Annotated in this window: 26 protein-coding genes and 1 tRNA gene; 17 read left to right on the top strand and 10 right to left on the bottom strand. The window is 28.1% G+C overall.

What is annotated here, in order from left to right; all coding sequences use genetic code 11:
- The first annotated feature begins 105 nt into the window (after positions 1-105).
- From Q0K19_RS03160 to nth, 5 genes are all read left to right on the top strand, one after another.
- Positions 106-1059 (top strand): flagellar filament outer layer protein FlaA, encoded by a 954-nt coding sequence (locus tag Q0K19_RS03160; RefSeq protein WP_297245217.1) that lies wholly within the window; start codon positions 106-108, stop codon positions 1057-1059.
- Between the two features lie 130 nt (positions 1060-1189).
- On the top strand, positions 1190-1753 hold the full coding sequence (locus Q0K19_RS03155) for an isochorismatase family protein (protein WP_297245215.1): 564 nt from the start codon (positions 1190-1192) through the stop codon (positions 1751-1753).
- Positions 1754-1774: 21 nt separating this feature from the next.
- The gene (gene tpiA, locus Q0K19_RS03150; protein ID WP_048595196.1) at positions 1775-2536 is read left to right on the top strand and encodes a triose-phosphate isomerase; all 762 of its coding nucleotides are present in this window, start codon (positions 1775-1777) and stop codon (positions 2534-2536) included.
- 246 nt (positions 2537-2782) lie between these two features.
- The gene (locus Q0K19_RS03145; protein WP_297245210.1) at positions 2783-3706 is read left to right on the top strand and encodes a DUF4163 domain-containing protein; all 924 of its coding nucleotides are present in this window, start codon (positions 2783-2785) and stop codon (positions 3704-3706) included.
- Positions 3707-3745: 39 nt separating this feature from the next.
- Positions 3746-4447, top strand: coding sequence for an endonuclease III (gene nth, locus Q0K19_RS03140; protein ID WP_297245208.1), 702 nt, complete (start codon positions 3746-3748; stop codon positions 4445-4447).
- 3 nt (positions 4448-4450) lie between these two features.
- On the opposite strand, the gene Q0K19_RS03135 is transcribed toward nth, so the two are convergent.
- Positions 4451-5380: a DMT family transporter gene (locus Q0K19_RS03135; protein ID WP_297245206.1), complete on the bottom strand. Its 930-nt coding sequence runs from the start codon at positions 5378-5380 to the stop codon at positions 4451-4453.
- A gap of 12 nt (positions 5381-5392) precedes the next feature.
- Entirely contained in the window at positions 5393-5539 is a 147-nt protein-coding gene (locus tag Q0K19_RS03130) for a hypothetical protein (RefSeq protein WP_297245204.1), read from the bottom strand.
- Between the two features lie 161 nt (positions 5540-5700).
- Here Q0K19_RS03130 and Q0K19_RS03125 point away from each other — a divergent pair, with 161 nt between their 5' ends.
- Positions 5701-6093, top strand: a complete 393-nt coding sequence (locus tag Q0K19_RS03125; RefSeq protein WP_297245203.1) for a rhodanese-like domain-containing protein — start codon at positions 5701-5703, stop codon at positions 6091-6093.
- Between the two features lie 78 nt (positions 6094-6171).
- Here Q0K19_RS03125 and Q0K19_RS03120 read toward each other — a convergent pair whose 3' ends face one another.
- Both Q0K19_RS03120 and Q0K19_RS03115 read right to left on the bottom strand, forming a co-directional pair.
- A complete protein-coding gene (locus Q0K19_RS03120) occupies positions 6172-6543 on the bottom strand; it encodes an STAS domain-containing protein (protein ID WP_297245201.1) in 372 nt (123 codons plus the stop codon).
- A 21-nt stretch (positions 6544-6564) separates the two neighbouring features.
- Complete coding sequence (locus Q0K19_RS03115; protein ID WP_297245199.1) at positions 6565-6801, bottom strand: DUF3467 domain-containing protein; 237 nt, start codon at positions 6799-6801, stop codon at positions 6565-6567.
- 318 nt (positions 6802-7119) lie between these two features.
- On the opposite strand from Q0K19_RS03115, the gene Q0K19_RS03110 reads away from it, so the two are divergent.
- The 7 genes from Q0K19_RS03110 (at position 7120) to Q0K19_RS03080 (ending at position 16125) form a co-directional block, all read left to right on the top strand.
- Positions 7120-7842: an outer membrane lipoprotein carrier protein LolA gene (locus Q0K19_RS03110; RefSeq protein ID WP_297245197.1), complete on the top strand. Its 723-nt coding sequence runs from the start codon at positions 7120-7122 to the stop codon at positions 7840-7842.
- A 14-nt stretch (positions 7843-7856) separates the two neighbouring features.
- Positions 7857-9239: a helix-turn-helix domain-containing protein gene (locus Q0K19_RS03105; RefSeq protein ID WP_297245195.1), complete on the top strand. Its 1383-nt coding sequence runs from the start codon at positions 7857-7859 to the stop codon at positions 9237-9239.
- A gap of 69 nt (positions 9240-9308) precedes the next feature.
- Positions 9309-10631 carry a 30S ribosomal protein S12 methylthiotransferase RimO gene (gene rimO / locus Q0K19_RS03100; protein WP_297245192.1) on the top strand — a complete coding sequence of 441 codons (1323 nt, stop codon included), beginning with the start codon at positions 9309-9311 and terminating at the stop codon, positions 10629-10631.
- A gap of 17 nt (positions 10632-10648) precedes the next feature.
- Entirely contained in the window at positions 10649-12487 is a 1839-nt protein-coding gene (gene clpX, locus Q0K19_RS03095) for an ATP-dependent Clp protease ATP-binding subunit ClpX (protein WP_297245190.1), read from the top strand.
- An 83-nt stretch (positions 12488-12570) separates the two neighbouring features.
- Entirely contained in the window at positions 12571-13143 is a 573-nt protein-coding gene (locus tag Q0K19_RS03090; protein ID WP_297245188.1) for an RNA polymerase sigma factor, read from the top strand.
- On the top strand, positions 13140-13469 hold the full coding sequence (locus tag Q0K19_RS03085; protein WP_297245185.1) for a hypothetical protein: 330 nt from the start codon (positions 13140-13142) through the stop codon (positions 13467-13469). Before Q0K19_RS03090 ends, Q0K19_RS03085 begins: the two co-directional genes overlap by 4 nt.
- A gap of 169 nt (positions 13470-13638) precedes the next feature.
- Entirely contained in the window at positions 13639-16125 is a 2487-nt protein-coding gene (locus Q0K19_RS03080) for an ATP-dependent Clp protease ATP-binding subunit (RefSeq protein ID WP_297245184.1), read from the top strand.
- Between the two features lie 92 nt (positions 16126-16217).
- Here Q0K19_RS03080 and Q0K19_RS03075 read toward each other — a convergent pair whose 3' ends face one another.
- The 5 genes from Q0K19_RS03075 to Q0K19_RS03055 form a co-directional block, all read right to left on the bottom strand.
- The gene (locus Q0K19_RS03075) at positions 16218-16781 is read right to left on the bottom strand and encodes a DNA/RNA non-specific endonuclease (protein ID WP_297245181.1); all 564 of its coding nucleotides are present in this window, start codon (positions 16779-16781) and stop codon (positions 16218-16220) included.
- A gap of 426 nt (positions 16782-17207) precedes the next feature.
- Positions 17208-19067 carry a hypothetical protein gene (locus Q0K19_RS03070; RefSeq protein WP_297245179.1) on the bottom strand — a complete coding sequence of 620 codons (1860 nt, stop codon included), beginning with the start codon at positions 19065-19067 and terminating at the stop codon, positions 17208-17210.
- Positions 19068-19083: 16 nt separating this feature from the next.
- Positions 19084-19704 (bottom strand): hypothetical protein, encoded by a 621-nt coding sequence (locus Q0K19_RS03065; protein ID WP_041177213.1) that lies wholly within the window; start codon positions 19702-19704, stop codon positions 19084-19086.
- A gap of 277 nt (positions 19705-19981) precedes the next feature.
- Positions 19982-21382: an NADPH-dependent glutamate synthase gene (gltA, locus tag Q0K19_RS03060; RefSeq protein ID WP_041177214.1), complete on the bottom strand. Its 1401-nt coding sequence runs from the start codon at positions 21380-21382 to the stop codon at positions 19982-19984.
- Positions 21383-21648: 266 nt separating this feature from the next.
- Positions 21649-22563: a dihydrodipicolinate synthase family protein gene (locus tag Q0K19_RS03055; protein WP_297245174.1), complete on the bottom strand. Its 915-nt coding sequence runs from the start codon at positions 22561-22563 to the stop codon at positions 21649-21651.
- Between the two features lie 417 nt (positions 22564-22980).
- On the opposite strand from Q0K19_RS03055, the gene rpmB reads away from it, so the two are divergent.
- Together rpmB and ispH are read left to right on the top strand one after the other, a co-directional pair.
- On the top strand, positions 22981-23172 hold the full coding sequence (gene rpmB, locus Q0K19_RS03050) for a 50S ribosomal protein L28 (protein ID WP_008727936.1): 192 nt from the start codon (positions 22981-22983) through the stop codon (positions 23170-23172).
- Between the two features lie 30 nt (positions 23173-23202).
- Positions 23203-24948, top strand: a complete 1746-nt coding sequence (gene ispH / locus Q0K19_RS03045; protein ID WP_297245169.1) for a 4-hydroxy-3-methylbut-2-enyl diphosphate reductase — start codon at positions 23203-23205, stop codon at positions 24946-24948.
- A gap of 77 nt (positions 24949-25025) precedes the next feature.
- Here the strand turns inward: ispH and Q0K19_RS03040 are convergent, their stop codons facing one another.
- Complete coding sequence (locus Q0K19_RS03040) at positions 25026-25802, bottom strand: DUF4912 domain-containing protein (protein ID WP_297245167.1); 777 nt, start codon at positions 25800-25802, stop codon at positions 25026-25028.
- Positions 25803-25963: 161 nt separating this feature from the next.
- Between Q0K19_RS03040 and Q0K19_RS03035 the strand changes: the two genes are divergently transcribed.
- Positions 25964-26497, top strand: coding sequence for a hypothetical protein (locus Q0K19_RS03035; protein ID WP_297245165.1), 534 nt, complete (start codon positions 25964-25966; stop codon positions 26495-26497).
- Positions 26498-26563: 66 nt separating this feature from the next.
- Positions 26564-26636, top strand: a tRNA-Asn gene (locus Q0K19_RS03030).
- Positions 26637-26640: the final 4 nt, after the last annotated feature.

Below are 26640 nucleotides of genomic sequence, written 5' to 3'. Positions count from 1 at the left end.
TAATGATTTATTTTTTTGATTAAATTTGCTTGACAAATTAAGAAATTTAGTGTATAAAAGTTGTATTATTATGCTTATTAATTAGTACAAGGAGTGCAATAAATTATGAAAAAGTTATTCGTAGTATTAACTTCCATTTTTATCGCTGCATCTGCTTACGGTTTAACAAACTCAACTTTGATTGATTTTGCTTTAACAGGTAATGCTGATAACTTACAAGCTGGAGAAGGTGATACAAATGAAGTAGTTCCAGTTGCAGAAAATCTTTATAATGATAACTGGGTAGTATGGTTGAATGAATCTGCTAGATTAACAGAGAATCGCAGAAATTCTTATGTTACTAACGTAGACAGTAAAGGTAACAATGGTGCTTGGGAAGCAGGTAAAGTTCTTGGTATAAGAGTACATTTCCCATTAGCAGCTTGGAACAGTTATGCTTTAGTAAAACCAGTATTTGAACTTGAAATGTATGGCGGCAACGACGGTACAAAATATACAGAAGGTAAAGGTGTTATACATAACGTTGGCGAAATTAAATCTATAAGTTCTTGGGTTTATGGCCGCAACTATTTAGTTAGCTACTTTGTAAACTTACAAAATGAATTTGGTGCTTTAAAATCTTATCCAATGGGTACTGTTTACTTCAATGGTTGGAGACAAGTAAGATGGGAAAACAGAGAATACTTACCTAATGTTCGCGACAGAGTATTAGTAAGAGAACCTCTTTATCCTAGAATGATCCCTTCTGTTAAATTAGATTCTTTAGGTTTCTATAGAACTAAAGATACTAAAGGCGGAGATTTCATCACTTACGTTAAAGACGTAACAATTGAGTACGATGTAGTAGTTGTTGATTTCGAAGAAGATATCGATGATGAAGCTACTTGGCAGTTATTAAAAACAGAAAACGATAGAAAACAAGCTATCGAAGCTGCTAGAATACGTGAGCAAGCTGAATTAAGAGAGCTTGAACAAAGACGTATAGGTGACGGTGCTGCTGCTGATCAAGGCGCTGCTGCTGATACAGGTGCTGGTGCTGCTCAAGAACAAGCTCAATAATTAAATTAGTTTGGAAATAAAAGACTAATTAATAGATTAAGGGGAAACTTTAAGAGTTTCCCCTTTTTTTATTGTATTTTTTTTTATTTTACAATATAATTTGTATTAAAATTATATTAAGGAGTTATTTATGAGATTAATGAAACAACCTCTAATCAATAAAGATGATACTTTGTATATATGTATAGATGAGCAGGGTAAATTAACAACTGCTGTTTATGATGCAGAATCTGTTATCAAAAATACTAATATGCTTTTTAGAGTTGCTGATATGCATAATATACCTGTTCTAGCTACAGAACAATATCCTAAAGGTCTTGGTCATACTGATGAAAGAATTGTTTTTCCTAAAAATTGCAAATTATTTGCTAAGGAATATTTTAGCATATTTGGGGCAGAAGATTTTGTAGAAGAATTTAATAAATTAAATAAAAAGAATATAGTTATTTTTGGTATAGAAACTCATGTATGTGTATATTATAGTGTTGTGCATTTGCTTGAAAATGGTTATAATGTATATGTAGTTGCTGATGCTTGTACTTCTAGAACAAAAGAAAATAAAGAAATAGCTTTAGAACAAATGAGAAAACTTGGTGCAAATATTGTAAATACTGAGATGGTAATATTCGGTCATATAGAACATTGTAAAGTTCCTTGTTTTAAAGAAGTTAGCAAATTATTAAAAGATAATTAATATAAATTTAGGAGAATTAAAATGGCTAGAAAAAAACTTATAGCAGGTAATTGGAAAATGAATAATTCCAATAAAGAAGCCTTAGAATTAGTTAATAGTTTGAAAGGTTTAGTTAAAGATGTTAAAGACAGAGATATTATGATAGCTCCTACATTTACTTGTTTAAGTGATGTTCATAATGCTATTAAAGGAACTAATATCAAATTAGGTGCTCAGAATTTATATTTTGAGGAAAAAGGTGCTTTCACAGGACAGATTTCTGCTGATATGCTTTTAGCTGTAGGATGTGAATATGTTATTATAGGACACTCTGAATGCCGTGATATATTCGGTGAGAAAGATGAACTTATTAATAAAAAGGTAAAAAGAGCTTTAGATAAAAATCTTATACCTGTTTTATGTGTAGGAGAACATTTAGAAGAAAGAGAAAAAGGCATCACTTCTGATATAGTAAGCACTCAAACTAAAGAAGCATTCAAAGGTTTGAGCGAAGCTGAAGCTAAAAAAGTTGTTATAGCTTATGAGCCTGTTTGGGCTATTGGTACAGGAAAAACTGCTACTCCTCAAGATGCAGATGATGTACATAAAACTATTAGAGAAACTTTAAAATCTCTTTATAATGACTCTGTTGCTGAAGGTATGATTATACTTTACGGCGGAAGTGTTAATGAGAAAAATGCTGATGATTTGCTTAATATGCCTAATATAGATGGTGCTTTGGTTGGCGGTGCATCTTTAGTTGCTGATAAATTTGCTAGAATAGTTAATTATGTAGCTAAGTAAATTTAATTATATATTATATTTTATATTCAATACTATATTAGTATTGTTCTTGTTTTATTTTTTCAAAAAATATATAATAATTTATTATTAAATAATTTAAAAGAGCATAATGATTTGAAGATATTTAAACTTTTTTATATATTACTATTTGTTTTTTATTCAAATATTTTATTTTCTCAGCAGCCTAAAATTTCTCTTATAAATTTTTATATGTGTAAGGGAAGTATTGGAGATTCAGAGATAACTATGTATTTCAATATAATGAATGAAACAAATGTGTTTGGAAGATATCATTATAAAACTATAAATCAATTCATAGATATAAAAGGACATATCGATCAAAATAAATTATATATTGAAGAAAAAGTTAATAACCGTATAACAGGATATTTTAATGGAATAGTTTCTAATGATGTATTTTTTTCAGGGGAATGGACATCTTATGACAGAGAAAATAAATATGATTTTTCATTTTATAAAGATGAATCTTATCCTTTAAATACTTTAGATATTATCAATTCATCATTAAAATTTAGTTTAGATAATGGCAGAAAATTTGAATCAAGTAAGGATGCTATTATAATAAAAAATGAAAAAAATCTTAATAATTTAGATAGAATTTCTTTAGATGTTGATGGTATAAAATCATTAAATACAAATAGAATAGCATATATACTTAATAATGCTATTATTGATGAATATAATGTTTGGAAAAAATCACATCAAAATGATGAAGATTTTAATGTAATAAAAGAAATAAATGTTGCTTATTTAGATGAAAGACTAATATCCTTTACCGTATATAACTATTCTTATACAGGCGGAATGCATGGTATATATAATGCTGTGCCTGCTATGTATTTAATTTCAACAGGTGAAAGAGTAGGTTTAAGTTTATCAGAGCTAGTAAAAAATAAAAATGATAGAGAATTAATTAATTTGATGAGAACTAAGCTGCTTAGGAATTTTACAGAAAAAGATTTTTTTGATTTTTATTCTATTGAACTTAGCGAAGTTTATGATGTAACTCCATCCGGAATATCATTTATTTGGCCTTTATATAAGATTGCTGATTATGCTCATGGTATTATAGAAATTGAATTTACATATTTAGAGCTTAAGCCTTTTATTAAAGAGGATTCTAAATTTTGGTATTTGTTTAATAAATAATTATATGATATTGATAGAATTGCATAGAGGATATATTTTATGAATGATAATGATATTCATCCAATAATGAAAGAGCTTACTAAAGTTACAAAAGAAATGCCTATGCCTGTTGTAACTGAAATAAAAATATTAACAAACAGAGATGCTTATAAAATTTTAATATCAACAATGCTTTCCCTTAGAACAAAAGACCCTACAACTAGAGATGCTTCTATGAGATTATTTGAGAAAGCTGGAAATCCTAAAGATATGCTTAAACTTAGTGAAGAAGAAATAGCAAAGTTAATATATCCTGTCGGCTTTTATAAAGTGAAGGCTAAAAATATATTAGAAGTTTCTCAAATGATAATAGATGATTTTAAAGGACAAGTACCTGATGAAATAGATGAGCTTTTGAAGCTTAAAGGTGTTGGAAGAAAGGTTGCTAATTTGGTAGTAACAGAAGCCTTTGATAAAGATGGTATATGTGTTGATACTCATGTGCATAGAATATCAAATAGATTCGGTTATGTAAGTACAAAAACTCCTGAAGAAACAGAGTTTGCATTAAGAGATAAACTTCCTAAAGAATACTGGAGAGTTTATAATGATACTTTAGTTGTTTACGGACAAAATTTATGCAAGCCTATTTCTCCATTATGCTCAAAATGCACAGTATCTCAGTACTGCGATTATTTCAAAAATGAATATAAAGACAATAAAGAAAAGAGTAAAGAAAAAAAATCTGCTAAGAAAAAATAAATATCATTGATTATTCATTATCTTTTTTGTATTTATTTTATTCATCTTTTTAAATGAAATATTTGCCTGAGATATTATAACTCCTAATAATATAAAAATTATTCCTATAATAGCAAATAGAGTAATATTTTCATCTAAAACTATTTTTGAAGTTATTAAAGTTATTATTGGTATGAAGTATATATATGTGTTAGTTTTTACAGCTCCTAATATTTTTGTTGCATAAGCCCAAGTTATAAAGCATAAAGTGCATGCTATGAAAGATAAAAATAAAAAGTTAATCAAGTTTACGGGCTTTAAATAATCATTTATATTTACATCAAATCCCATAAATAACATAACAGGCAGCATAAATATTATTCCATACATAAAAGTCTTTTTAGTTATTAAAACTGAATTATGACCTAAATCTGCAATTTTTTTTACTAATACAGAATATATGCCCCACATAACTGCAGCTAATATAGCAAATATATCTCCTATAGGATTTATTTTTAATATAAACTTTCCATTAAATGTTATTACAGCTATTCCAATTATTGCAAATATGAATCCTACAAAGAAATTGATTTTTAATTTTTCTTTTAAAAATATTGAAGCGAATATTCCTGTAAATAATGGCCCTATAGCAACTAAAATACCAACGTTTGATGCCAAAGAATAATTCAATGCTATATTTTCAAATAAATAATAAAGTGTTATTCCGCTTAATCCTGTAACAGCAAATAACATTTCTTCTTTCTTTGAATATATTTTATTATTTTTAGGATATATTATAAATAATAAAGCAAATCCTAATAAGAATCTGCTGAAAAGTATCTCTATAGGTGAGAAATCTCTTAATAATATTTTTGTTGAAATAAAAGTGATACCCCACATTAATATACTGAAAAATGTGCATAGGTATGCTTTAATATTTTGATTTATAAACATGGTTTTTTCCAATTATTTGGAAGAATCCTTCATAACATTTTTTATATATTCATCATCTTCCATAACTTTTATAGAATTTTTATTATCTGTTTCTTTTTTATCAGCACAAGATAATAATAACATAATTAAAACTAATAAACAATAGATTTTTTTTATCATTACATTATCCGCAAAACAAATTATACTATATTATATAAACAGTAATAGTAATTAAAAAATAAAAAATAATTACTTTATCAATAAAATTGTTTGACAAAATGTTTAAATATAATATTATAGTTATTAACATAATATTCGGATAATTTAAAGGAACTATGAATATGAAAAAACAATTATTATATTTTATTATTTCACTATCATTGTTATTTATATTTTCATGCTCTAAAAAACCTTATGATAATATCAATTTGAAAAAAGCATTGGATTTAATGAGTAAATCAACTAATTTAGTTTTATTAGATGTAAGAACTCCTGAGGAATATATGGGAGGAAGTGCTCCTAATTCTATAAATATTGATGTTCTTAATACTGATTTCAAAAGTAAAATAGATCTTTTAGATAAAAATAAAGAATATATAGTATACTGCAGAAGCGGAAACAGATCTTCTATAGCTTCAAGTATAATGGCTACTAATGGCTTTTTACATGTTTATAATTTGCAGAATATAAACTATACTGATTTTGTAAATGCTATATTAACAAATAGAAAGTAATCTCTTTAATATATTAATTTATATAAAATAAGCAAGGATATTAAAAATCCCTGCTTATTTTTTTATTGTATTATGATTTTATGATGCTTTTATTTCTTTTATAGCATTTTGTATATCATCATGTATTTTCACTTTTTCATGAGCTTCTAATGATTTTAAAGACCATTTTGAATATTCATTTAAACCGGTTAATATTAGATTTCCTCCCCTGAATTCCAATACCTTTTGAACTTCAAGCATTAAATATATGGCATTTGATATTATATATTTAGTATTGTTTCTTAAATGTATAATGATATTTTTGGCATGATTTTCTAAAACCCTATTTAATACATTATAAAGTTCATTATATACGCTTGCATTAATATCTTTTTCTATTACCAGTATTATATTTTTATCATTATTTATATAGTATTCTTTTATACTGTTTTTTATAATATTTTTTTCCATAAATTACTCCTTTTTATTAATTTATATTAGATTTCCTCCTTCTCTAAATTTATCAACCTTTTCTTTGAGTGTATCATATAGCCTTAGAAAACTCGGCAGAGATAAATATACAGCAGTATCAACATCTACAGTATTTTCTTTTCTCATTTCATTTCCAAGTAAAAGCACTATCTCTTCATCGTTTTGTATTACGGCACTTCTATTGCTATATATACTTCTTGATTTTTTCATATTGTATATTGTATTGTTTATTTTCATATATCTCCCTTTGTAATTCACATATATAATTTTATAATGTGAATGTATTTAATAATTTTTCATGTATTTAAAATATACTTTTTATTTTAAATAAGTCATTAATGTGAAGTAATATATAGTTCCTATAAATATTAAAAAGTATATATTTTATAAAAAAAATTAAAATTTATACGCATTTTTTATAAAAAACGAGTGTGAATTTATTTGTTTTAAATAAAAAAATAAAATACTTGTTTTTTATAGATTTTTATTATATCATATAATATTAGTAAAAAATTAAGCTAAAGTTTAACATTTTTAAGGAAAGAAAATTAATTTATGAAAAAAATTGTATTGTTTATTATATTGCTAAGCGTTCAAGCCTATTCACAGATAATGACTCCTGAAAAAGTTGTTAGTATGATATCTAATAGATTTTCAACTATAAAAGGTTTTTCAGCTAGTTTTGTAGAGAGAAATGGCGAGAGAATTTCTTATGGTAGAGTTATAACTAAAAATCCTAATTTGTTTAGAATGGAATATTCAAGCGGGGGAAACGGACAGTCTATATACTGTAATGGTGAAACTTTATGGATAATATTTCCAAAAAATAATGTTGTAGCAGAGCAGAAATTAAATTATGGTGATTCTGGTGCTATATATACTCCTGAAGGAATTATGAGACTTACAACTAAATTTAATATAGATTTTTATAATGAGAGAGAATTGGTATCTTTAAATAGTTTCAAGGATTCCGAACTAGGTATAGCTAAATATAACAGTTCTTATGCAGCAAATGATACCAGAAGGGCTTATCATATGCTTTTAACTTCAAAACAGGCTAGTGTAGACAGAACAGGATTTACAAAGATACATTTATGGGTTGATAATACAGGAATGATTATAAGAATATTAGGAATAACAACTACTAATGTTCCGGTTGAGTATTTATTTACATCTATCAGATACAATCCTAAATATGAAGATAATAATAAGGATTTTGAACCGGAAATATCAGAAAATATGCAGGTGCTTAAAGATGGTTTAGTGCCTAACAATTAATTTTAAGGATTTATATGGAAACTATAGGTCAAATATTAAAAAATGCTAGAGAAAAGAAAGGGCTTACTATAGAAGAACTTGAGGCTACTACTCATATAGTTGCTAAATTTATAAAGGCTTTAGAAAATGAGGAGTTTGATGTTCTTCCTGGGGAAATATATGTAAAAGGCTTTATAAAGAATTTAAGTGATAAATTGTCATTAGATGCTGATATGGTGCTTGAAAGATATAACTTGCAGAAAAACGGCATCAAATCTGAACAGGATTTATTGAAAAGCGGTAAAGCTATTAAAAATATTAAGAAAAATAAAGAGCCTGTAAAAGAAGTTAAAGACAATAAAGATATTAATGATGGTAAAGATAATAAAGAACAAGAAATTAATAAGGAACCAGTAAAAGAAACTAATACAAAAGAATCTCTTAAAGATGTTATAAATACAGAGAAGCATGAAGAAAAAACTATAAAAGAAACAAATAAAAAAAATAAAAATACTAATACTAATAATCGTGCTGAAGCTGATTTGTTATTTATGGCAAGGAGAGATTTATATAAATTAAGAAATAAAAATAAATCTATAATACCTACAGTCATCATTATACTTGCTATTATAGTTGTTATAGCAGTTATAGTATTTAATTGGAAGAATATAACAGGATTTATATTCCCTTCAAACAATAAAAGACAAAACAGAAATGAAGTTGAAATATCAAAAAATATAGTTGACAGTAAGGCTAAGCAAAGTGTTAAATCAGGGGATATTATATATTTTAAGCCTCTTGGAATATCAGCTACAATCAAATTTAATACTATAGGTAATGTGCTTCATATTAATATTAACGGACAGGATTTATCTTTCTCTAAAAGCAGTCCTATAATATTGGATTTAAATGGCAATGGAATAAATGATTTTAAGATAAGTGTTATAGAAGTTTATGATAATTCAGCTACTGTAGAAATGGAAAAACTTGAAGAAAATCAGATGGTTAATACAGGTTATACCAATGATATAGAATCTGCTGCTATGAATACTACAAATTATAATGACACTGTATCTACAAATTTACTTGTGATAAATGGAGAAACTTATATAGAACAAGATACTGAAAAAGTAGATATAAGAATAGAGATAACTGCTAAGCATTTTGTATATATAAGATATTTTATAGATTCAAACAGACCAGCTACTACTAACCTTTTAAGCGGTAAAACATTATATTTGGAAGCTAAAGATGTTGTTATGCTTACTATAGGTAATGCGGGCGAGGTTGTAGTAAAAGTTAATGGAAAAATCATTAATGTAGGTGCTGCAGGAGAAACTGTTAATAAGACTATAAAATGGGTTAAGAATTTGAATGATTCTACTAGATATAATCTTATTATGTCAGATACTAAGTAATTATTTATTTAATATTTGAATATTTTTGCAGTATAGTATCATAATTTAATATTAAAAAGGAAATTTAATTTGCAAAATATATATTTACATAGTTTAGGATGCGAGAAGAATACGGTTGATGGAGAGCATATATTAGCCATATTACAGAAAAAAGGCTTTAATATTACCAATAATCCGGAAGATGCAGATATTATAGTTATAAATACTTGTGCTTTTATAGAGGATTCAAAGAAAGAATCTATTGATGCTATATTCGATCATTCTATGTATAAAAAATACGGAAAATGTAAGAGATTGATAGTATCAGGCTGTATGAGTGAGAGATATAAAGAAAATTTTCTTGAGATGTTCAAAGAAGTTGATTCGGCTATAGGCATATATGATTTAGAAAATATATTAAAAGCCGTAGAAGAAGATGGTTTTCATGATGCTAAAGAAAATACTGAATATAAAGAGTATGGAGATAGAGTAAATACAGGTACTAAGTATAGCGTTTATATAAGAATAAGCGATGGATGTCATGCAAACTGCAGTTTTTGTGCTATACCGGGAATAAGGGGAGATCATAGAAGCAGAAAGATTGAGGATATAGTAAAAGAGGCTGAGAATTATGCTAAAAACGGAGCTAAAGAAATCAATTTAATAGCTCAGGAAACAACTTTTTACGGATATGATATATACAATAAATTAGCCTTACCAGATTTGCTTAAAGCCCTTTCAAAAGTCGAAGGCATTCAATGGATAAGAGTATTATATCAGAATCCTGTTGTTTTGAATGATGAGATAATAGAATCATTTTTTAATACTGATAAAGTTGTTCCTTATTTTGATATACCTTTGCAGCATGTTGATAAAGATATATTAAAAGATATGAACAGAGGCACGAGAAGCTATAAATTTTATAGAGAAATGATAGATAAAATAAGAAGCTATAATAATGATGCTGTTATAAGAACTTCTTTGATAGTAGGATTTCCCGGAGAGACACCTGAATCATTTAAAAAGTTAATAAAGTTTGTAAGAAATGCTAAGCTTGATAGAGTAGGGGTATTCACTTATTCAGAAGAGGAGAATACTAAGGCTTTGCTTATAGATAAACCTAAATTGAGCAGAAACAGAAAATTAATGCTTAGAGAAAAACTTATGAGAGCAGCTATAGAGGTGTCCGAAAAAAGATTAGAGAGATTTATAGGAAGAACTATAGATGTATTGATAGAGAAAAAAGAAGATGATAATAAATTTATAGGCAGAAGCATATACGATGCTCCTGAAGTTGATGGATATGTTGAAGTTTATAATGAAAATACTAATAATAATATAAATATTGGCGATATAGTGCAAGTTACTGTTACTCATAATACAGAATATGATTTAATAGGTAATGTTATTTAATTAGGAGAGCTTTTGCTATGAAGAAAAAAAAGCAGGAAAATGAACCTAGCAGTATAGAAAAAGAAGAAAAAAAATCATCTTATGCTAACAGAGAAGATGCTTTTAGGGCATATTTTGAAATAGTTACAAAGATAGTTTATACATTGAATTTAATATCAGACAGAAATGACATGACTAGAAGACTTTCAAGCAATATTGATAGGGCTTTAGGTTATGATGATGAAATGATGTCTAATAATGAGAAAATAGCCAATAACAGCAATGAAGTTGAAATACTTATAAATTCTCTTAAAACAGATGTAAGAAAAATATCCACTTTCAAAAAGTATAATTTTAATATAGAAAGATTTATTTCAGATAAAAATTTAGATTTAGATGAGAGATTTATTTTATATTCCGTATTGGTTTATACTATTTACGGCGATTCTATGTCTGCAATATCTGTTAGAAGAATATTAGAGCTTATTACATTAAATAATGATATATATATAAATAAGTACCATTATTTTGATAATAATAGTAAATTGATATCAAGCGGTATATTCAATTTATCTCATGAACCTTATCCAAGCAGCGGCATACTTGAAATCACAAATACATTAATAACATTTATAAATTCTAAAGTGATATTCGCATTTTTAGAAAAAGATAATTATAATGTGATAGAAAGTATAATGAGCAGCGGAGAGGCTATAAAGAAGATTTCATTAGAAAACAAAATAGGAGGTAAACGAAAATCTTCCGAATCATATATTTTAACTCCTAAGGAAATAGTAGCTCAATTAGATAAAACAGTTATAGGTCAGGACGAGGCAAAAAAAGCATTAGCTGTGCATGCTTATTTGCATTGTTTGAGAATAAATGGCAATAAAGATATACCATTCAGATCAAATATTCTTATGATAGGGCCTACAGGAGTTGGAAAAACTTATTTAGTAAAAACATTGGCAGATATATTGGGACTTCCTTTTGCCCGTGCAGATGTTACCACACTTACAGAAACAGGTTATGTGGGTGATGATGTAGAGGTAGTTCTTTATAATCTTTATAGAAAAGCTAATGGAGATTTGGAGAAAGCCCAGCATGGTATAGTATTTTTAGATGAGGTTGATAAGATAGCAAAGGCAGATGCTCATCAATCAACTACAGGTAATCCTTCAGATAAAGCCGTACAGGAAGCTCTTCTTTCTATGATGAATGGTGAGGATATAAGAGTACCTGAATTCGGCGACAGAAGAATGATGCATTCAAGCGATGGAATACTAATGAATACTAAAAATATATTGTTTATATTCGGAGGTGCTTTTGTAGGTCTTGATGATATCATTAAGATGCGTTTGAAGGGTGAAAGCAGTTTAGGTTTCGGTTCTAATGCTGTTATAAATAAACTGCAGAAAAATAGGATATTAAGTCAGGTTGATGTTAAAGATATAGAGAAATACGGTATGATACCTGAGTTTATAGGAAGAATACCTATAATAGTAACATTAAATGATCTTACTAAAGAAAATTTGAAAGATATCTTGACAAAAACTTCAGAATCTCCTATTATAAAATATACTGAATTTTTCAAAAGTATAGGTAAGAAGCTAGTAGTAACTGCAGAAGCAATTAACTTTATAGTTGATAAGGCTTCCAGCATGAATATGGGTGCAAGATCTTTAAAAAGTATAGTAGAAACAGCAATGGTTAATATACTTTTCAATTTAGACGGAGTAAAAGGCAATACATTAACTCTTACTAAATATGATATAGAGAATGCATTCAGTGAGAAAGAGTTTGTAAATTCAGACAATGAAGATAAAAAAACAGATAATTCTAATAAGAATTTTTCTAAAGAATCCTTCATGGCTTGATTTTACTTTATGTTTGTTTATTTGTTATAAATAATGTATATATAAATTATTTAAGAACAGGTAATATATTGGAGTTTGTAGAGATGACAGTAACTAAAGAAAAAGAATTATTAAAAGATTATGAATTAATAGAAGCACATAAAAAAGGTGATAGCGAAGCATTAGATATATTATTAACAAGATATAAAAACTATATATTTAATTTATCATATCGTTTTATGCATAATTATGAAGATGCTATGGATTTAACACAAGATGTATTGATACGTGTATATAAAGCTATAGACAGATATGAAGAACGCAATTATTTTAAAGGTTGGTTATATCGTATAATAAGCAATACAGCTATAAACATGTATTCTAAAGCTTATAGGCGAGAATCACCTTATTTAGAAAAACTAGAAATAGTTGATGATAAAAGGTATAATACAGAAAAAGAATATGAAAGAATATACCTTCAGGAAAAAATTTACAATGCTTCTACTAAATTAAAGGGAAAACAGAGAGATGTCTTTATATTGAGATATTATGAGAATTACTCATATAAAGAAATATCAGATATTTTAAATATATCAAGCGATTCAGCTAAGAGTAATTATTCTTATGCTCTTAAGAAAATGAAATCGCTTCTAGAAAAAGAAAGGACTCTTTTATGAAACTACATGATATGATGCAATTTAAAAGCAAAATCGAAAAGAAACGACATCATTTTGATTTGCCAAGTTTGCCTGATAGAGAATGGCAGTACATGTTGCAAAGGGCTAAAATGGAAAGTATAAAAGAAAATGATATTAGCCCATTGTATGCTTTTATGAGTTCTGTCAGACTTTCTATAGCTCTATCTACAGCAATAGTTTTGGTATTGGCTTTATCTTTGTTTTATGGAAATACTAATAAAGATGATTCTCTCAAAACTAATACTGCATCATCCACTAAAACTAACGTAAATGTTGTTAATGTAGCTAATAGTAGTTTTATTTAAAAAATTAAAACCTATAATAGAAATTCTAAATTATACATTAACATTTCTTATATGTTAATGTATAATTTTATTTTATTTATAATAAATAGTATTTCTATTATATCCGATAATAATTATTAAAAAATATTTTTTTATAATATGAAAAATTATATATATACAGGACTGTAATATGTTTCAATTTCATTTAACAAGTAAAGCAAAAAAGGTAATAGAATTATATGCTCAGGAAGAGGCTAAAAGATTAAATCATGATATGGTTACTCCTGAACATATACTTTTGGGGCTTCTTCATGAATCAGAGGCTTTGGCTACACGTGTTTTATTGAGATTGAAAATTGATTTAGACAGACTTAAATTAGAATTAGAATCAGCTATGGTAAAATCTTCAACTACAAAAGTATTTGGGACTTTACCTACTGCTCCAAGAGTACAGAAACTTATAAGCAGATCTGCTGAAGAGGCAAGGGCCTTAAGCCATAATTATATAGGCACTGAACATTTGCTTCTTGGACTTTTAAGAGAAGAAAGCGGTACAGCTTATAATGTACTTACAAGTATGGGGCTTGAGCTTACTATATTAAGACAAGAAATATTAAAAATGCTTGGTGTTGCAGGAAGCAATATTTCTTCTATGGAGCAGACTACTCAGGAGGATAATGTTAAAAAGGTTAAAACTCCTACTTTAGATCAATTTGCCAGAGATTTAACTAAAATGGCTAGAGATAAGGCTTTAGACAGAGTTATAGGCAGAGAAAATGAAGTTATGAGAGTAGTTCAGATTCTATCAAGAAGAAAGAAGAATAATCCTATACTTCTTGGCGAGCCTGGAGTAGGTAAAACAGCTATAGTTGAAGGACTTGCTGAAAAGATAGTGGCTGCCGATGTGCCTGATATACTTCTTAAAAAACGCGTATTAACTTTGGATTTATCTTCTGTAGTTGCTGGTACAAAATACAGAGGAGAATTTGAAGAGAGAATAAAAAATATAGTTTTAGAAATAAAAAAAGCTAGTAATATTATTATATTCATAGATGAGCTTCATACATTAATAGGAGCAGGCGGTGCTGAAGGTGCTTTAGATGCTGCTAATATGTTAAAACCGGCACTTTCAAGAGGCGAGATTCAATGTATTGGTGCTACTACTATAAATGAGTATAAAAAATACATAGAAAAAGACGGTGCTTTGGTTAGAAGATTCCAGCCTATAAATGTGGAAGAGCCTAGCATTGAAGATACTATAGAAATATTGAATGGTATAAAAGGTAAATACGAAGAACATCATAAAGTAAAATATACAGATGAAGCTATAAATGCAGCTGCTGTATTGAGTAAAAGATATATTTTTGAAAGACATTTACCTGATAAAGCTATAGATTTGATAGATGAGGCAGGTTCAAGAGCAAGACTTCTCAATATGACAAGACCTCAGGAGTTTAAAGATTTAGAAAAGAAAATTGAAGAACTTAATCAGCAGAAGAAAAATGCCGTTGATAATCAGAATTTTGAAGATGCTGCTAAAATAAGAGATGAAATTAGTTCTATACAGGAAGAGCTTGCTAAAAAAGAAGAAAAATGGCGTGAAGAAAGAGAAAAGATAGAAACATTTATTGAAGAAGATGATATAAGACATGTTATATCTGAAATAACTAATATACCTATAAAAAGATTATTAAATTCAGAAAGCAAAAGATTAATAGGTATGGAAGAAGAACTTCATCAGAAAGTTGTAGGACAGAAAGAGGCTATAGCTTCTATATCTAAGGCTATTAGAAGAAGCAGAGCAGGACTTAAAACATCAAAAAGACCTCTTGGAAGTTTTATATTCTTAGGCCCTACTGGCGTTGGTAAAACTGCTTTGGCTAAAGTGCTTTCAGAGTTTATGTTTGGAGACAGTGATGCTCTTATCAGAATAGATATGAGTGAATTTATGGAAAAGTTTGCGGTAAGCAGACTTATAGGAGCTCCTCCTGGATATGTTGGTTATGAAGAGGGAGGCGGACTTACTGAAAAGGTGAGAAGAAAGCCTTATTCTCTTATACTTTTCGATGAGATAGAAAAAGCTCACCCTGATGTTACTAATATACTTTTACAGGTACTTGAAGAAGGTCAGCTTACTGATAATTTTGGAAGAAAAGTTGATTTCTCAAATACTATTATCATTATAACAAGTAACTTAGGTGCTAGAGATATTATTAAAGGAAGTTCTTTAGGATTTAATGCTGTTGGAAGCGAAAAAGATGCTAATGACATTAAAAATTTCGCTTTGGAAGAATTAAAACAGAATTTCAATCCTGAATTTTTAAATAGAATTGATGATATTATAGTGTTCCATACTCTTAGCAAAGAGGATTTGAAAGATATAATCAATATAATGCTTAAAGAGCTTAATGAGGCTATTAAAGAAAGAAATATCGTTATCAATTTAAGCGAAGAAGCTAAGAATTATATTATTGATAAGGGATTTGATAAGAAGTATGGTGCTAGAAGTTTAAGAAGGGCTATACAGAAAGAGATAGAAGATTATGTGAGTACCGAAATATTATTTGGTAATATTGAAGATGGTGATACTATTAACGTTGATGCTAATGATGGCTCTTTGATATTTTCTTATGAGAAGTCTGTTAAGACTGAAAATAAGGAATTATCTAAAAGTTAGTTAACATACTCCTATAAATATTTGTGATGCTTCCAAAATTATTTTTATGATTTTGGGGCGTCTTTTTATTTTTTATATTTTATATATCAAAATTAGTCATTTGTGAATACTTTTTTTATTCTATAATTTGTGAAATCATTTTCTACATTATAATCAATAGTAATTAAATATGGTCTATTATTAGTGTATATATAACTTATATCTATAATAATATCATTTATTTCATATCCATTTATAATTCTTTCTCTCCATTCCATTTCAGTATTTTTCATTTCGCCTATATTTAATTTTTTATTTATTGGTATAAGATTATCAATATTAGGAGATCCGCCAAATTGCCTTCCTATTATATGTCCGCCTTGATCATGATCTTTTATGCCGTAAAGTTCTACAATTTTTCTTTGGGCATAATTATTTCTTTTAGCATTTGAGAGTATGAGATTATCTTTTCTTATTACTTTATATATTCTTGATTGTTTGTCTGTGCTGTATAGAGTGTCATTTATATTGTATTTTATATTAGGTTTAAGATATTCTGTTCTATTTATTTTTACAAAATGAGATTTATCATCATAATTTTTTATATTGTATACCTGATTGGTTTGGCATGATATTATAAAAGTTATAGATATAATAAAACAAATATATATTCTCATACATTAATGGATTATATTTTTTATTTGTTTACTTACAACCTTTTAAAAGATGTATTTTAAAATTTTTACTATGAAAATACATTTTATATACGGTATTTATATATGGAACTTTATATAAATAATATAGTTGTTTAAAAATTGTTGTATAATGCTAAATATAATTTTATTTGGAATTAATATTTCATATATGTGGTAAAATCTAAGTTTTTATAATAATTAGTATAATATGTAGACTTATAGATTTCTAGTTGGTTTAGTGTAAAGTAGGGTAAATCTAGAATTATAAAAATATATGATCAAAAACAGTAAATATATATTAATTTATTTTCGAAATAGGTACAATCATTAATTTATAAAGACTAATAAAAAAGCTATGTATGAATAATTATATCCATACATAGCTATTATTTTTAATAACTGTTATTTTTAGTTATTTGTTTGAGCAGTATTATTTTCTTCATATCCTGCATTTGCTTGATCAGCAGTGATATTATTTTGCTGTTGATTTTTCAATATCATAGCTTCATCATAAGTTATGTATTCCATATTAGGATCATAAGTACCAGCTCTTTGTTCACCATTCATGCTAGGTATAGTTAATACCTGTCCTGGTAATATTAAGTCTGGGTTATTAGGGTCTCTTAATACGTTTCTATTAGCTTGATATAATCTATACCATTGTATAGGATCATTATATATGAATGAATAACCAGCTATTCTCCATAAAGCATCAGTTAAAGGAGTTCTTTGTACTACAGTGTAATACATAGGAAGTACAGTAACTTTACCTTCAGTATTAACTGTCTGACCAGTAGTAGCGTCTATTATTTGACCAGTTTCATTGTTATTGTTATCTGTATCAACTAAATCACCGTCTACAGGTCTCTTAGGTCCCATTTCATATATAGCATTCATAGTTCTATTAGCTTCTTCTAATTTTTCTTTAGCTAAAGTATTATCATTATTAGTTAAAGCATCCTCAGCATCTTTTAACATTTGAGAAAGATTTTGATCCTCTTCACTATCTGGGATTATATAACCTTCATCAACTAATTGCTGATATCTAGCTTTAAGATCATCTAATTGTCTTTGATTTTCCTCTCTTGCTATAGTATTATCACGATTATTAATTAATTCGTCCATAGCTTGAGAAGCCTCTAATGCCTTTTGGCTAGCAGCTGCAGGATCTGTTTCTACAACATTATTAGCATCAGCTAAAAGAGTAGATATATTCTGATCAACTTCATCACCTCTTGTTATAGTGTTGTCATTAACAAGACCATCGTATTTTTGCTGAGCATTTGCAATATCCTGTTTAGCTTTAGCGATAGCATCAGCTTTTTCTTTTGCAAGTGCTTCTTGTTCAGCTTTTTTTCTAGCCTCTTCTTCAGCTTTTTTCTTAGCTTCAGCTTCTGCTTTTGCTTTTGCCTCTGCCTCAGCTTTTCTCTTAGCTTCAGCTTCTGCTTTTGCCTTAGCCTCTGCAGCAGCCTTAGCTTTTGCTTCAGCAGCAGCTTTAGCCTTAGCTTCTGCCTCAGCTTTTGCTTTAGCAGCAGCGGCAGCTCTTTCAGCAGCAGCTTTTGCATCTGCTTCAGCTTTAGTTATACCAGCAAGAGCAGCAGCAACATTCTGCTGAACACTTGCAAAATTATCAGCTTTTAAAGCTTCATCTGCTTTTGTTAAAGCACCTGAAACTGTTTTATCATTGTTATCACCTGCTTTTATACTTTTACCTAAAGCAGCATTATATTTGCCTCTAGCATCAGCTATTGCTTTAGAAGCAGTGTCTCTTTCTCTTCCTAAATAACCTTCTTTAACTGAATTAGCAGAAGATAATGCATTATTATAATATTCTAAAACAGTATTGAAAGTATTAGAAGCAGTATTAAACTCTTCATCGTTTTGAGCTACTGTATCAGGACCAGGTATGCTTCCTATATTAGCATTACCTTCTTCAAAATATTTAACAGCCTCTTCATACTGAGCTTTGAATTGATTATCAGTAGCAGCACCCATTTGATTTATTTCAGTTATTGCATTATTAGCATCATTTTTAGTTTTATTGATTCTGGCATTCATAAGTCTGTAGAATAATGCCATTTGAGCCTTATCTATACTTAAAGAAGCCTCTTGAGACTTATCATAAGATTGCTGATATTGACCTTGATTCTGAAGATCGTCAGCTTCTTGAGTTATTCTAGCAGCATCTTCATAAGTCTGTGCCGGTAAAATAGACCATGTGAAAGATAATAAAGCTATAGTAGCCATTATTTTTTTTATTTTCATCATTTACTCCTTAAAAATATTAGTTCTGTTCCTGTTCAAAGGCTTCTATTTCCTGCATCATCTTTTCTAATTGAGCTAAGCGTTCTTTAACTAATTTCAAAGCCTCATCACTTTTATCAAATTGTTCTTTGGTTTTATTATATAAATCTGTATAAGCTACTTTGGCTTGATAAAGTTTATCTACCATCACTCTGTAGTCTTTAGTTTCAGCTGTATACATTGCATTAGCTTCCTGATATACAGTATCAGCTTTAGCAAATTCATCAGCGTACATTACACCAGCTTTAATATCAATAGCATTAGTTGCACTTTCATCAGTCTGTTTTTTAAGTATTTCAGAATATGGCGGCAAACCTTTGTCTAAAACCAAATTATAATTAGTTTCAGCAGCTAATAGTAATTCTTTAGCTTTTTCAGCTTCATCTTTGTTTTCCTCTTTCATTATGATATCAGCTTCAGCATAGCCTTTTTCTGCTATATCAAAATCTTCCTGAGCAAATGTTTGTATCTCTGGATATTTGTTTACTACAGTATCTCTTAGAGCGGTTACCCTTTCATATTCCTTTGTAGGCAAGCCGCCGCATGAAATAAGCATAAAAGCTATTAAGGTGATAAAACCTATTTGCAACTTCAATTTCATAATCAGATTAATCCTCCAGTATTTATAAATATATTTTATGGCTTTTAATTAAGTAAAACCATAATTATTAAAATAAGAAAAAAATATAATTACATTTTATGTAAAAAAAATGAAATTATGTTAACTATGTTATTATTAACGGTATAAAAGTCAAGGGCTTTTATAGTTTTTTACTTTATTTATGTGTGAGATTATTTATTTTTTATAAAAAAAAGAGACTTTTTTAAAATAAAGTCTCTTTTTTTAAAAATATTTGTTATATTTACTGCCCAAATTATTATTTATTAGACAAGTATTTATCTATTCCTGCAGCTGCTCTTTTACCGTCTCCAATAGCTAAAATAACAGTAGCAGCACCTCTAGCAGCATCTCCTCCAGCAAATACTCCTTCCATAGAAGTAGCACCTGTTTCCTCATTTATAACATAAGTACCTTTTTTAGTAGTTTCTAATTCAGGAACTTTTCTAGCTATAAGCGGGTTAGGAGTAGTACCTATTGCTACTATAACAGCATCAACTTCTATATCTTCTGTTTGTCCTTCAACAGCAACAGGTTTTCTTCTTCCGTCAGCATCAGCTTCACCAAGCTCCATAACTTGAGTTCTAACGCCTATAACATTATCATTTTCATCACCTAATATTTCTAAAGGAGCTCTTAAGAATCTAAAATCAACACCTTCTTCCATAGCATGGTGAATTTCTTCTAATCTTGCAGGAAGTTCTTTTTCAGTTCTTCTATATATGATGTATACTTTTTCAGCACCTAATCTAACAGCAGTTCTGCAAGCATCCATAGCAACGTTACCGCCGCCTAATACAGCTACTCTTTTATGTTTTATAATAGGAGTATCTACTTCAGGGAATTTATAAGCTCCCATTAAATTAACTCTTGTTAAATATTCATTAGCAGAGTAAACACCGCATAAATGTTCACCAGGCACATTCAAAAATGCAGGAAGTCCGGCACCTGTTCCTAAAAATATAGCATCATATTCTTTTCTTAATTCATTGAAATCTAATGATATACCAGCAACTTCATTAATTCTAAAGTTTACACCATCTTTTTTAAGGTTTTCTACCTCATGTGCTACCAATTCTTTAGGAAGACGGAACTCAGGAATACCGTACATTAATACACCGCCTATTGTGTGTAGTGCTTCTAATACAGTAACATCATATCCTAATTTTATTAAGTCTCCTGCACAAGCTAAACCTGCAGGTCCGGCACCAATTATACATACCTTTTTACCATTTTTTTCTACTTTTAGATCTTCATGCTGAGCATGTTTTCTTTCATAGTCAGCAACAAACATTTCTAATTTACCAATAGCAACAGGTTCGAATTTTTTACCTACTACACATCTTTGTTCGCATTGCTCTTCCTGAGGGCATACTCTTCCGCATGCTGCAGGTAAAGCATTAGTTTCTTTAATTTTTTTAGCTGCTTCTAAGAATTTTTTTTCTGCTATAAGTCCTATAAATTCAGGAATTTTTACTTTAGCAGGGCAGCCTTCCATACAATGTGGAACTTTACAATCTAAACATCTTAAAGATTCTTGATATGCTTGCTCTTCAGTATATCCTAGAGGTACTTCTTTAAAGTCTTTTCTTCTTTCCTCAGGACTCCTAGCAGGCATTTCTTGTCTAGGTATTTCGCCTAATTTTGATCTTGGTGGCATATATATCTCTCCTATTTTATATTTTAGGTATTTTGGCTTTTATTTTATTTAGCAAAGATTATACTATAATTTTAAATATAATCAATGTTAATATTATTTTTTATTTTTAAGTTTTTTATTATTGGATTATATACTGAATTTAAATAAATATTATCGTTTTTATTTTGTGATTTTAATTTTATTTTGTAAAATAAAATAACCAGTCATTTACTTTAATATGAATAAATGACTGGTTATATATTATAATAATTTTTATAATATAAATATTATTTTATACTGCTTATAGCATCATCTATCATTTTTGCACATTTTTCTATTTTTGCTTTATCAGCATCTATTATATTGCTTAATGGTTTTCTTACTCCGCCCAATTCTAAGCCTTTTAATTTAAGAATTGCTTTCATTACAGCATATAAATTACCATGACATTCACACATAGCGTATATAATTCTGTCTATTTTGTACTGTATATCTCTTGCTTTATCAAACTGGCATTTATTAACAGCATCGTTAGCAGCTAAGAATAATTCAGGCATTACAGCATAAGTACCGCCTATTCCAGCATCAGCACCTATTAATCTTCCAGCTACAAATTGTTCATCTGGTCCATTGAATATAATACTGTCATCACCGCCAACATCTTTAAACATTTGAATATCTTGTACAGGCATAGATGAGTTTTTTACCCCTATAACTCTTGGATTTTCTCTCATTTTTTTATAAAGATTAACATTTAAAGCAACACCGGCAAGCTGAGGTATATTATAGATAATAAAGTCTGTATTAGGAGCAGCAACACTTATATCATTCCAATAATCTGCTATAGCATAGTCAGGAAGGTGGAAATATATTGGAGGTATAGAAGCTATAGCATCTACTCCCAATTTTTCAGCATGAGCAGCTAATTCAGCACTGTCAGCTGTGTTATTGCATCCTACATGTGCTATAATAGTGATTTTGCCTTTTGCTACTTCCATAACATTTTCTAATACTAATTTTCTTTCTTCTTTACTATGGTAAATACATTCTCCTGAAGATCCGCCTACATATAAGCCGTTTACACCTTTGTCTATTAAATGCTGTGTAAACTTTTTAACTCTTTCAGGGCTTATTTCTCCTTTTTCATCATAACAAGCATAAAATGCAGGAATAATTCCTTTGTACTTATCTAGGTTTCTCATGTTTTATCTCCTATAGTTTATTTTTTATTAAAATTTTATCTTATTTCTATTTATCAAAAATATATTAAATAATTTTAATTTAACCTTATATTAACTTTTGCATCCGTGTGCATTACTTATATTATACATCATTAATAGTTTTTTTGTAAACTAATTTCATAAAAAAAATAGTAATATGCTATAAAATTAGTATATTTTTTATAAAAAGTATGAATTGTTTTATAAATTTGATTTTTATATGATTTTTTTATTTGTGAATTTTAAGTAAATATAAATAGTAAAGTTATCAGCTCCTAATTTATATATTTAAAAAATTTAATATTTTATATCATATCATTGACTAAAAAGCTTTTTTAATATATAATTAATCAATCATAATTCTAAACTAAATTATATTATTTTTCTTGGAGGAAAAAAATGGCAAGAGTATGTGAAATATGCGGTAAAGGCAAACAAAATGGCCACAGTGTAAGCCATTCTAATATAAAAACTAAGCGTTCTTTTAATGCTAATTTACAAAATGTAAAAATAGAAGTAAATGGTTCTGTAAAAAAAGCATTAGTTTGCACTAAATGTATTAAAGGTAATAAAATATCTAAAGCTAAATAATATTATTACTCATTTAAAATTCTAAATATAATGAATGTAGATATAGGTAAATTTGCTGGTTTTTGCGATGGTGTGAAGTATGCTGTAGAAAATACTTTTTCTCAGGCTTCTAAAAAAAATAGTGAAATATATATAGATGGACATTTGATACATAATCCTCAAACTCTTGATATGTTGGAAAATGTAGGTGTTAAAACTTATGAAGATGATGAGGATATGTCTGTCTTGGATGGAAAAACTGTTATTGTAAGGGCTCATGGAATATCTCCTAAAAGAAGAGAAGCCCTTTCTAGTCATGCCAAAAAAATAGTGAATCTTACCTGTAAATATGTTGCTAAAATTCAAGGACTAGTAAAAAAATATAGTTCTTTAGGATACAGAGTTATTGTAATAGGGAATCCAGTTCACCCTGAAATTGTAGGCGTATGCGGATATGCCAATGATGTTTATGTAGTATATAAAGACGAAGATTTAAATAAACTTCCTAATGATTCTAAGAAAGCTCTAATAGTAGCTCAAACCACTTTGCAGAAATCTACTTTTGATAAGTATGTAAATCAAATACAAGATAAATATAAAGATACAGAAATAATTATTAAAAATACTATATGTGCCGCTACAGAACAAAGACAAAATGAGGTATTAGAAATAGCAAAAAGAAATGATGTTGTTCTTGTAATAGGCGGTTCTGAAAGTTCAAATACAAGAAATTTATATAATATAGCAGCTGCTATCAAGCCGGCTTTTTATGTTGAATATAAAGAAGATTTGGATAATATAGATTTATCAAACTATAAAAATGTTGGTATAATGGCTGGAGCATCCACCCCGGATTGGCTTATAGAGGATATAGCACAAACTATAAAGGATAAATATGCTAGTAATTTTGTAAGATTTATGTCTAGAATATTTGACTTTCTAAATTATGGTTATATATTCTTTTCTGTAGGTGCTTTTTTGATGTCTTATGCCATATATGATATATTATCGCAGCCTTTTCAATATCAAATAGGTATTATAATATCTTTATACTATTTGTACATGAGTTTAGAAAATGGATATAGTAATTATACTATAAGGATAAGCGATAAAAGAAGATATTTATTTTATCAAGAGTATAAAATATTTTTTAGATTTTTAATACTTATGAGTGCTATACTTATGTTTTATTTTGCATACAAAATTAATGTAGGTATATTAATGCTGTCAATCCTTTCAAGTTTGCTTGGAATGGGATATAATATTAGCTTTGAAAATAAATCAAGATTTGAAAGTTCGTTTTTCTTTAGATTATTTAAAAAACTTATACCGTTTAAAGCTATAGTAATATCTGTTGCTGTTACAGTATTATTAAATGGTTCAATATTTATTATGCATAGAGATGTATTGAAAGAAAAGCCGTTTTTATATTTCTTTTCTACTTGTATAGTATTTTTATTTATGTTTATAAGACAGGCTTTAATTGAAATAAAATTCTCTCAAAGCGATAAAATAGCAGGGGCTGTAACTTTAACTACTTATATAGATTCTAATAAACTAGCATTTATAACAGGTATAATACCGATTATTTTAGCTTTGTTTATGTTAGTTGGTATTATTATAGGGAAGTTTCCGTTAGAGATTAATAAATTGAAGTATTGTGTGCCTATTATATACAGCAGTATAATTTCGTTTGTAGTGATGAAGAAGAAAATAATAACAAGCAGACATTTATTTTCTATATTAATAGATTCTCCGCTTTATATATTATTTTTAGCGGCATTAATCAATATTTAATTTATAGAGTCCAATAATTACAAAAACAGAAAAATCAATATTATTATTATTTATCAATTAATACCGCTAATAATTTTTTAATTTTTTTTCATAAAAAGTGAAGATGATGAAGCTGCTAAATGATTTCTTCTTAAATCTATAAGTTCAAATATTGTAGCAGATGATAAACTTTCTCTTAAAGCTTTAGGAGATTTTAAAAGTTTTATAATTTCTTCATTAACCATCCATTCTTCATCATAAACATTGCTCATAGAATCTCTAGGAGCATAGATCATATTGCTTCTAGCTAATACTATAAATCTATTATTTTCATCATAGTATCCTAACTCGCCTATAAAATAAGCATGAGGCATAGCTAAATTAACATATCTATCACCATAAATATAGTTAACTTCTATTTCTTTATGAATTTCTCCATTAGTAATATCATATCCAAATACATGGAATATTCTTACAGATATTCTTTTTCCTTTCAAAGAATGATAATTTATATCTTCATCAGATATGTCCCAATAGAAAAAGCACCATTCAGGGTCACGCATCATAAGTACTAATTTTGTTTCTTTATATCTGTCAGGCAATTCTCTTACTATATCAACTTCATCAGGTATATATTCATCTTTTTTTGCTTCTTCTTTTATTTCTTCTATCTCTTCTTCTATTTCTTTTTCAGATTTTTTCTTTGTCTGTGCTTTTTTGGCAGTAGTCTTCTTAGCGGCAGCAGTAGTAGTTTTTTTAGCGGCAGCTGATTTTACAGCAGCTTTTTTTGGTGTACTTTCTTCTTTTTCTTCAGCAGCTTTTTTGGTGGTTGCTGATTTTTTAGCAGTTGTTTTTTCTGTTTTTTTAGTAGCCATAAAATATCTCCATAAATTTATATTTTTCACAAATATTATAGAACAAATACTTTTATTGTCAACAATTAAATTTACTTTTTTACTTTTTTACTTTACAGTAGATTTTAATTATTACGATAATAAATAAATACCATACAGCTTATAAAAACGGAGAAAAATTGATGAAGAAAATAATTATATGTTTATTATTTATATGTAATGTTATTGCATTTTCTCAGCAGGATTTTACTGTACCTATAACTCCTAGTAAAGATCAGGAATTGGATAGGATAGCAGGGTATTCCGGTACATTATCTGAATTTGATGGAAGCATGAATGCATATACAAAATTAAAAGCATATATCAATGTATTAGATTCTAAAGGAATGGCAGCTTTGAAGCAGCATCCTTCATATCCAAAATTGGGTGATGTATATATGTACGGTGCTATATATTTAACTAAAGAGTTTAAAGAAGATAAGATTATTGAATTATATAAAAAAGCATTGAATTTGAGAGCAGATCCTAATTCTAATTATCAATTAGCAACTATATATAAGAAAAAATTTGATGATGCTGTAAAGAAAAATGATACTCAAAAAGAACAAGAGTATGGTAAAAATGTATATGAATATTTAAATAAGTATCTTGTATTATCAGGAGATAAATCCCAAAAATATAAAGAAATTTTAGAATATTTTAGTGCTTATAAATAAAAAAATATGTTTTAGGTGTTGACATTTTTTTGCTTTGTGCTATAATACTTAAACATTAAATAACAATCCGAGATAGCTCAGTCGGTAGAGCAGGTGACTGTTAATCACCGGGTCGCAGGTTCGAGCCCTGTTCTCGGAGCATT

This window comes from uncultured Brachyspira sp., assembly GCF_944393015.1.
Classification (GTDB): Bacteria; Spirochaetota; Brachyspiria; order Brachyspirales; family Brachyspiraceae; genus Brachyspira.
This window is presented reverse-complemented; position numbering and strand designations above follow the sequence as displayed.

Excerpts from the sequence above, each read along its gene's own strand:
- ispH (WP_297245169.1), top strand. The coding sequence starts at position 23,203 with ATGAATGTAGATATAGGTAAATTTGCTGGTTTTTGCGATGGTGTGAAG.
- Q0K19_RS03115 (WP_297245199.1), bottom strand. The coding sequence starts at position 6,801 with ATGAAAATAAACAATACAATATACAATATGAAAAAATCAAGAAGTATA.
- gltA (WP_041177214.1), bottom strand. The coding sequence starts at position 21,382 with ATGCCACCAAGATCAAAATTAGGCGAAATACCTAGACAAGAAATGCCT.
- Q0K19_RS03090 (WP_297245188.1), top strand. The coding sequence starts at position 12,571 with ATGACAGTAACTAAAGAAAAAGAATTATTAAAAGATTATGAATTAATA.
- Q0K19_RS03075 (WP_297245181.1), bottom strand. The coding sequence starts at position 16,781 with ATGAGAATATATATTTGTTTTATTATATCTATAACTTTTATAATATCA.
- Q0K19_RS03135 (WP_297245206.1), bottom strand. The coding sequence starts at position 5,380 with ATGTTTATAAATCAAAATATTAAAGCATACCTATGCACATTTTTCAGT.
- rpmB (WP_008727936.1), top strand. The coding sequence starts at position 22,981 with ATGGCAAGAGTATGTGAAATATGCGGTAAAGGCAAACAAAATGGCCAC.
- clpX (WP_297245190.1), top strand. The coding sequence starts at position 10,649 with ATGAAGAAAAAAAAGCAGGAAAATGAACCTAGCAGTATAGAAAAAGAA.
- Q0K19_RS03040 (WP_297245167.1), bottom strand. The coding sequence starts at position 25,802 with ATGGCTACTAAAAAAACAGAAAAAACAACTGCTAAAAAATCAGCAACC.
- Q0K19_RS03070 (WP_297245179.1), bottom strand. The coding sequence starts at position 19,067 with ATGATGAAAATAAAAAAAATAATGGCTACTATAGCTTTATTATCTTTC.
- Q0K19_RS03145 (WP_297245210.1), top strand. The coding sequence starts at position 2,783 with ATGTATTTCAATATAATGAATGAAACAAATGTGTTTGGAAGATATCAT.
- Q0K19_RS03120 (WP_297245201.1), bottom strand. The coding sequence starts at position 6,543 with ATGGAAAAAAATATTATAAAAAACAGTATAAAAGAATACTATATAAAT.
- Q0K19_RS03105 (WP_297245195.1), top strand. The coding sequence starts at position 7,857 with ATGGAAACTATAGGTCAAATATTAAAAAATGCTAGAGAAAAGAAAGGG.
- tpiA (WP_048595196.1), top strand. The coding sequence starts at position 1,775 with ATGGCTAGAAAAAAACTTATAGCAGGTAATTGGAAAATGAATAATTCC.
- Q0K19_RS03035 (WP_297245165.1), top strand. The coding sequence starts at position 25,964 with ATGAAGAAAATAATTATATGTTTATTATTTATATGTAATGTTATTGCA.
- Q0K19_RS03110 (WP_297245197.1), top strand. The coding sequence starts at position 7,120 with ATGAAAAAAATTGTATTGTTTATTATATTGCTAAGCGTTCAAGCCTAT.
- Q0K19_RS03160 (WP_297245217.1), top strand. The coding sequence starts at position 106 with ATGAAAAAGTTATTCGTAGTATTAACTTCCATTTTTATCGCTGCATCT.
- Q0K19_RS03155 (WP_297245215.1), top strand. The coding sequence starts at position 1,190 with ATGAGATTAATGAAACAACCTCTAATCAATAAAGATGATACTTTGTAT.
- Q0K19_RS03055 (WP_297245174.1), bottom strand. The coding sequence starts at position 22,563 with ATGAGAAACCTAGATAAGTACAAAGGAATTATTCCTGCATTTTATGCT.
- nth (WP_297245208.1), top strand. The coding sequence starts at position 3,746 with ATGAATGATAATGATATTCATCCAATAATGAAAGAGCTTACTAAAGTT.
- Q0K19_RS03125 (WP_297245203.1), top strand. The coding sequence starts at position 5,701 with ATGAAAAAACAATTATTATATTTTATTATTTCACTATCATTGTTATTT.
- Q0K19_RS03080 (WP_297245184.1), top strand. The coding sequence starts at position 13,639 with ATGTTTCAATTTCATTTAACAAGTAAAGCAAAAAAGGTAATAGAATTA.
- Q0K19_RS03065 (WP_041177213.1), bottom strand. The coding sequence starts at position 19,704 with ATGAAATTGAAGTTGCAAATAGGTTTTATCACCTTAATAGCTTTTATG.
- Q0K19_RS03130 (WP_297245204.1), bottom strand. The coding sequence starts at position 5,539 with ATGATAAAAAAAATCTATTGTTTATTAGTTTTAATTATGTTATTATTA.
- Q0K19_RS03085 (WP_297245185.1), top strand. The coding sequence starts at position 13,140 with ATGAAACTACATGATATGATGCAATTTAAAAGCAAAATCGAAAAGAAA.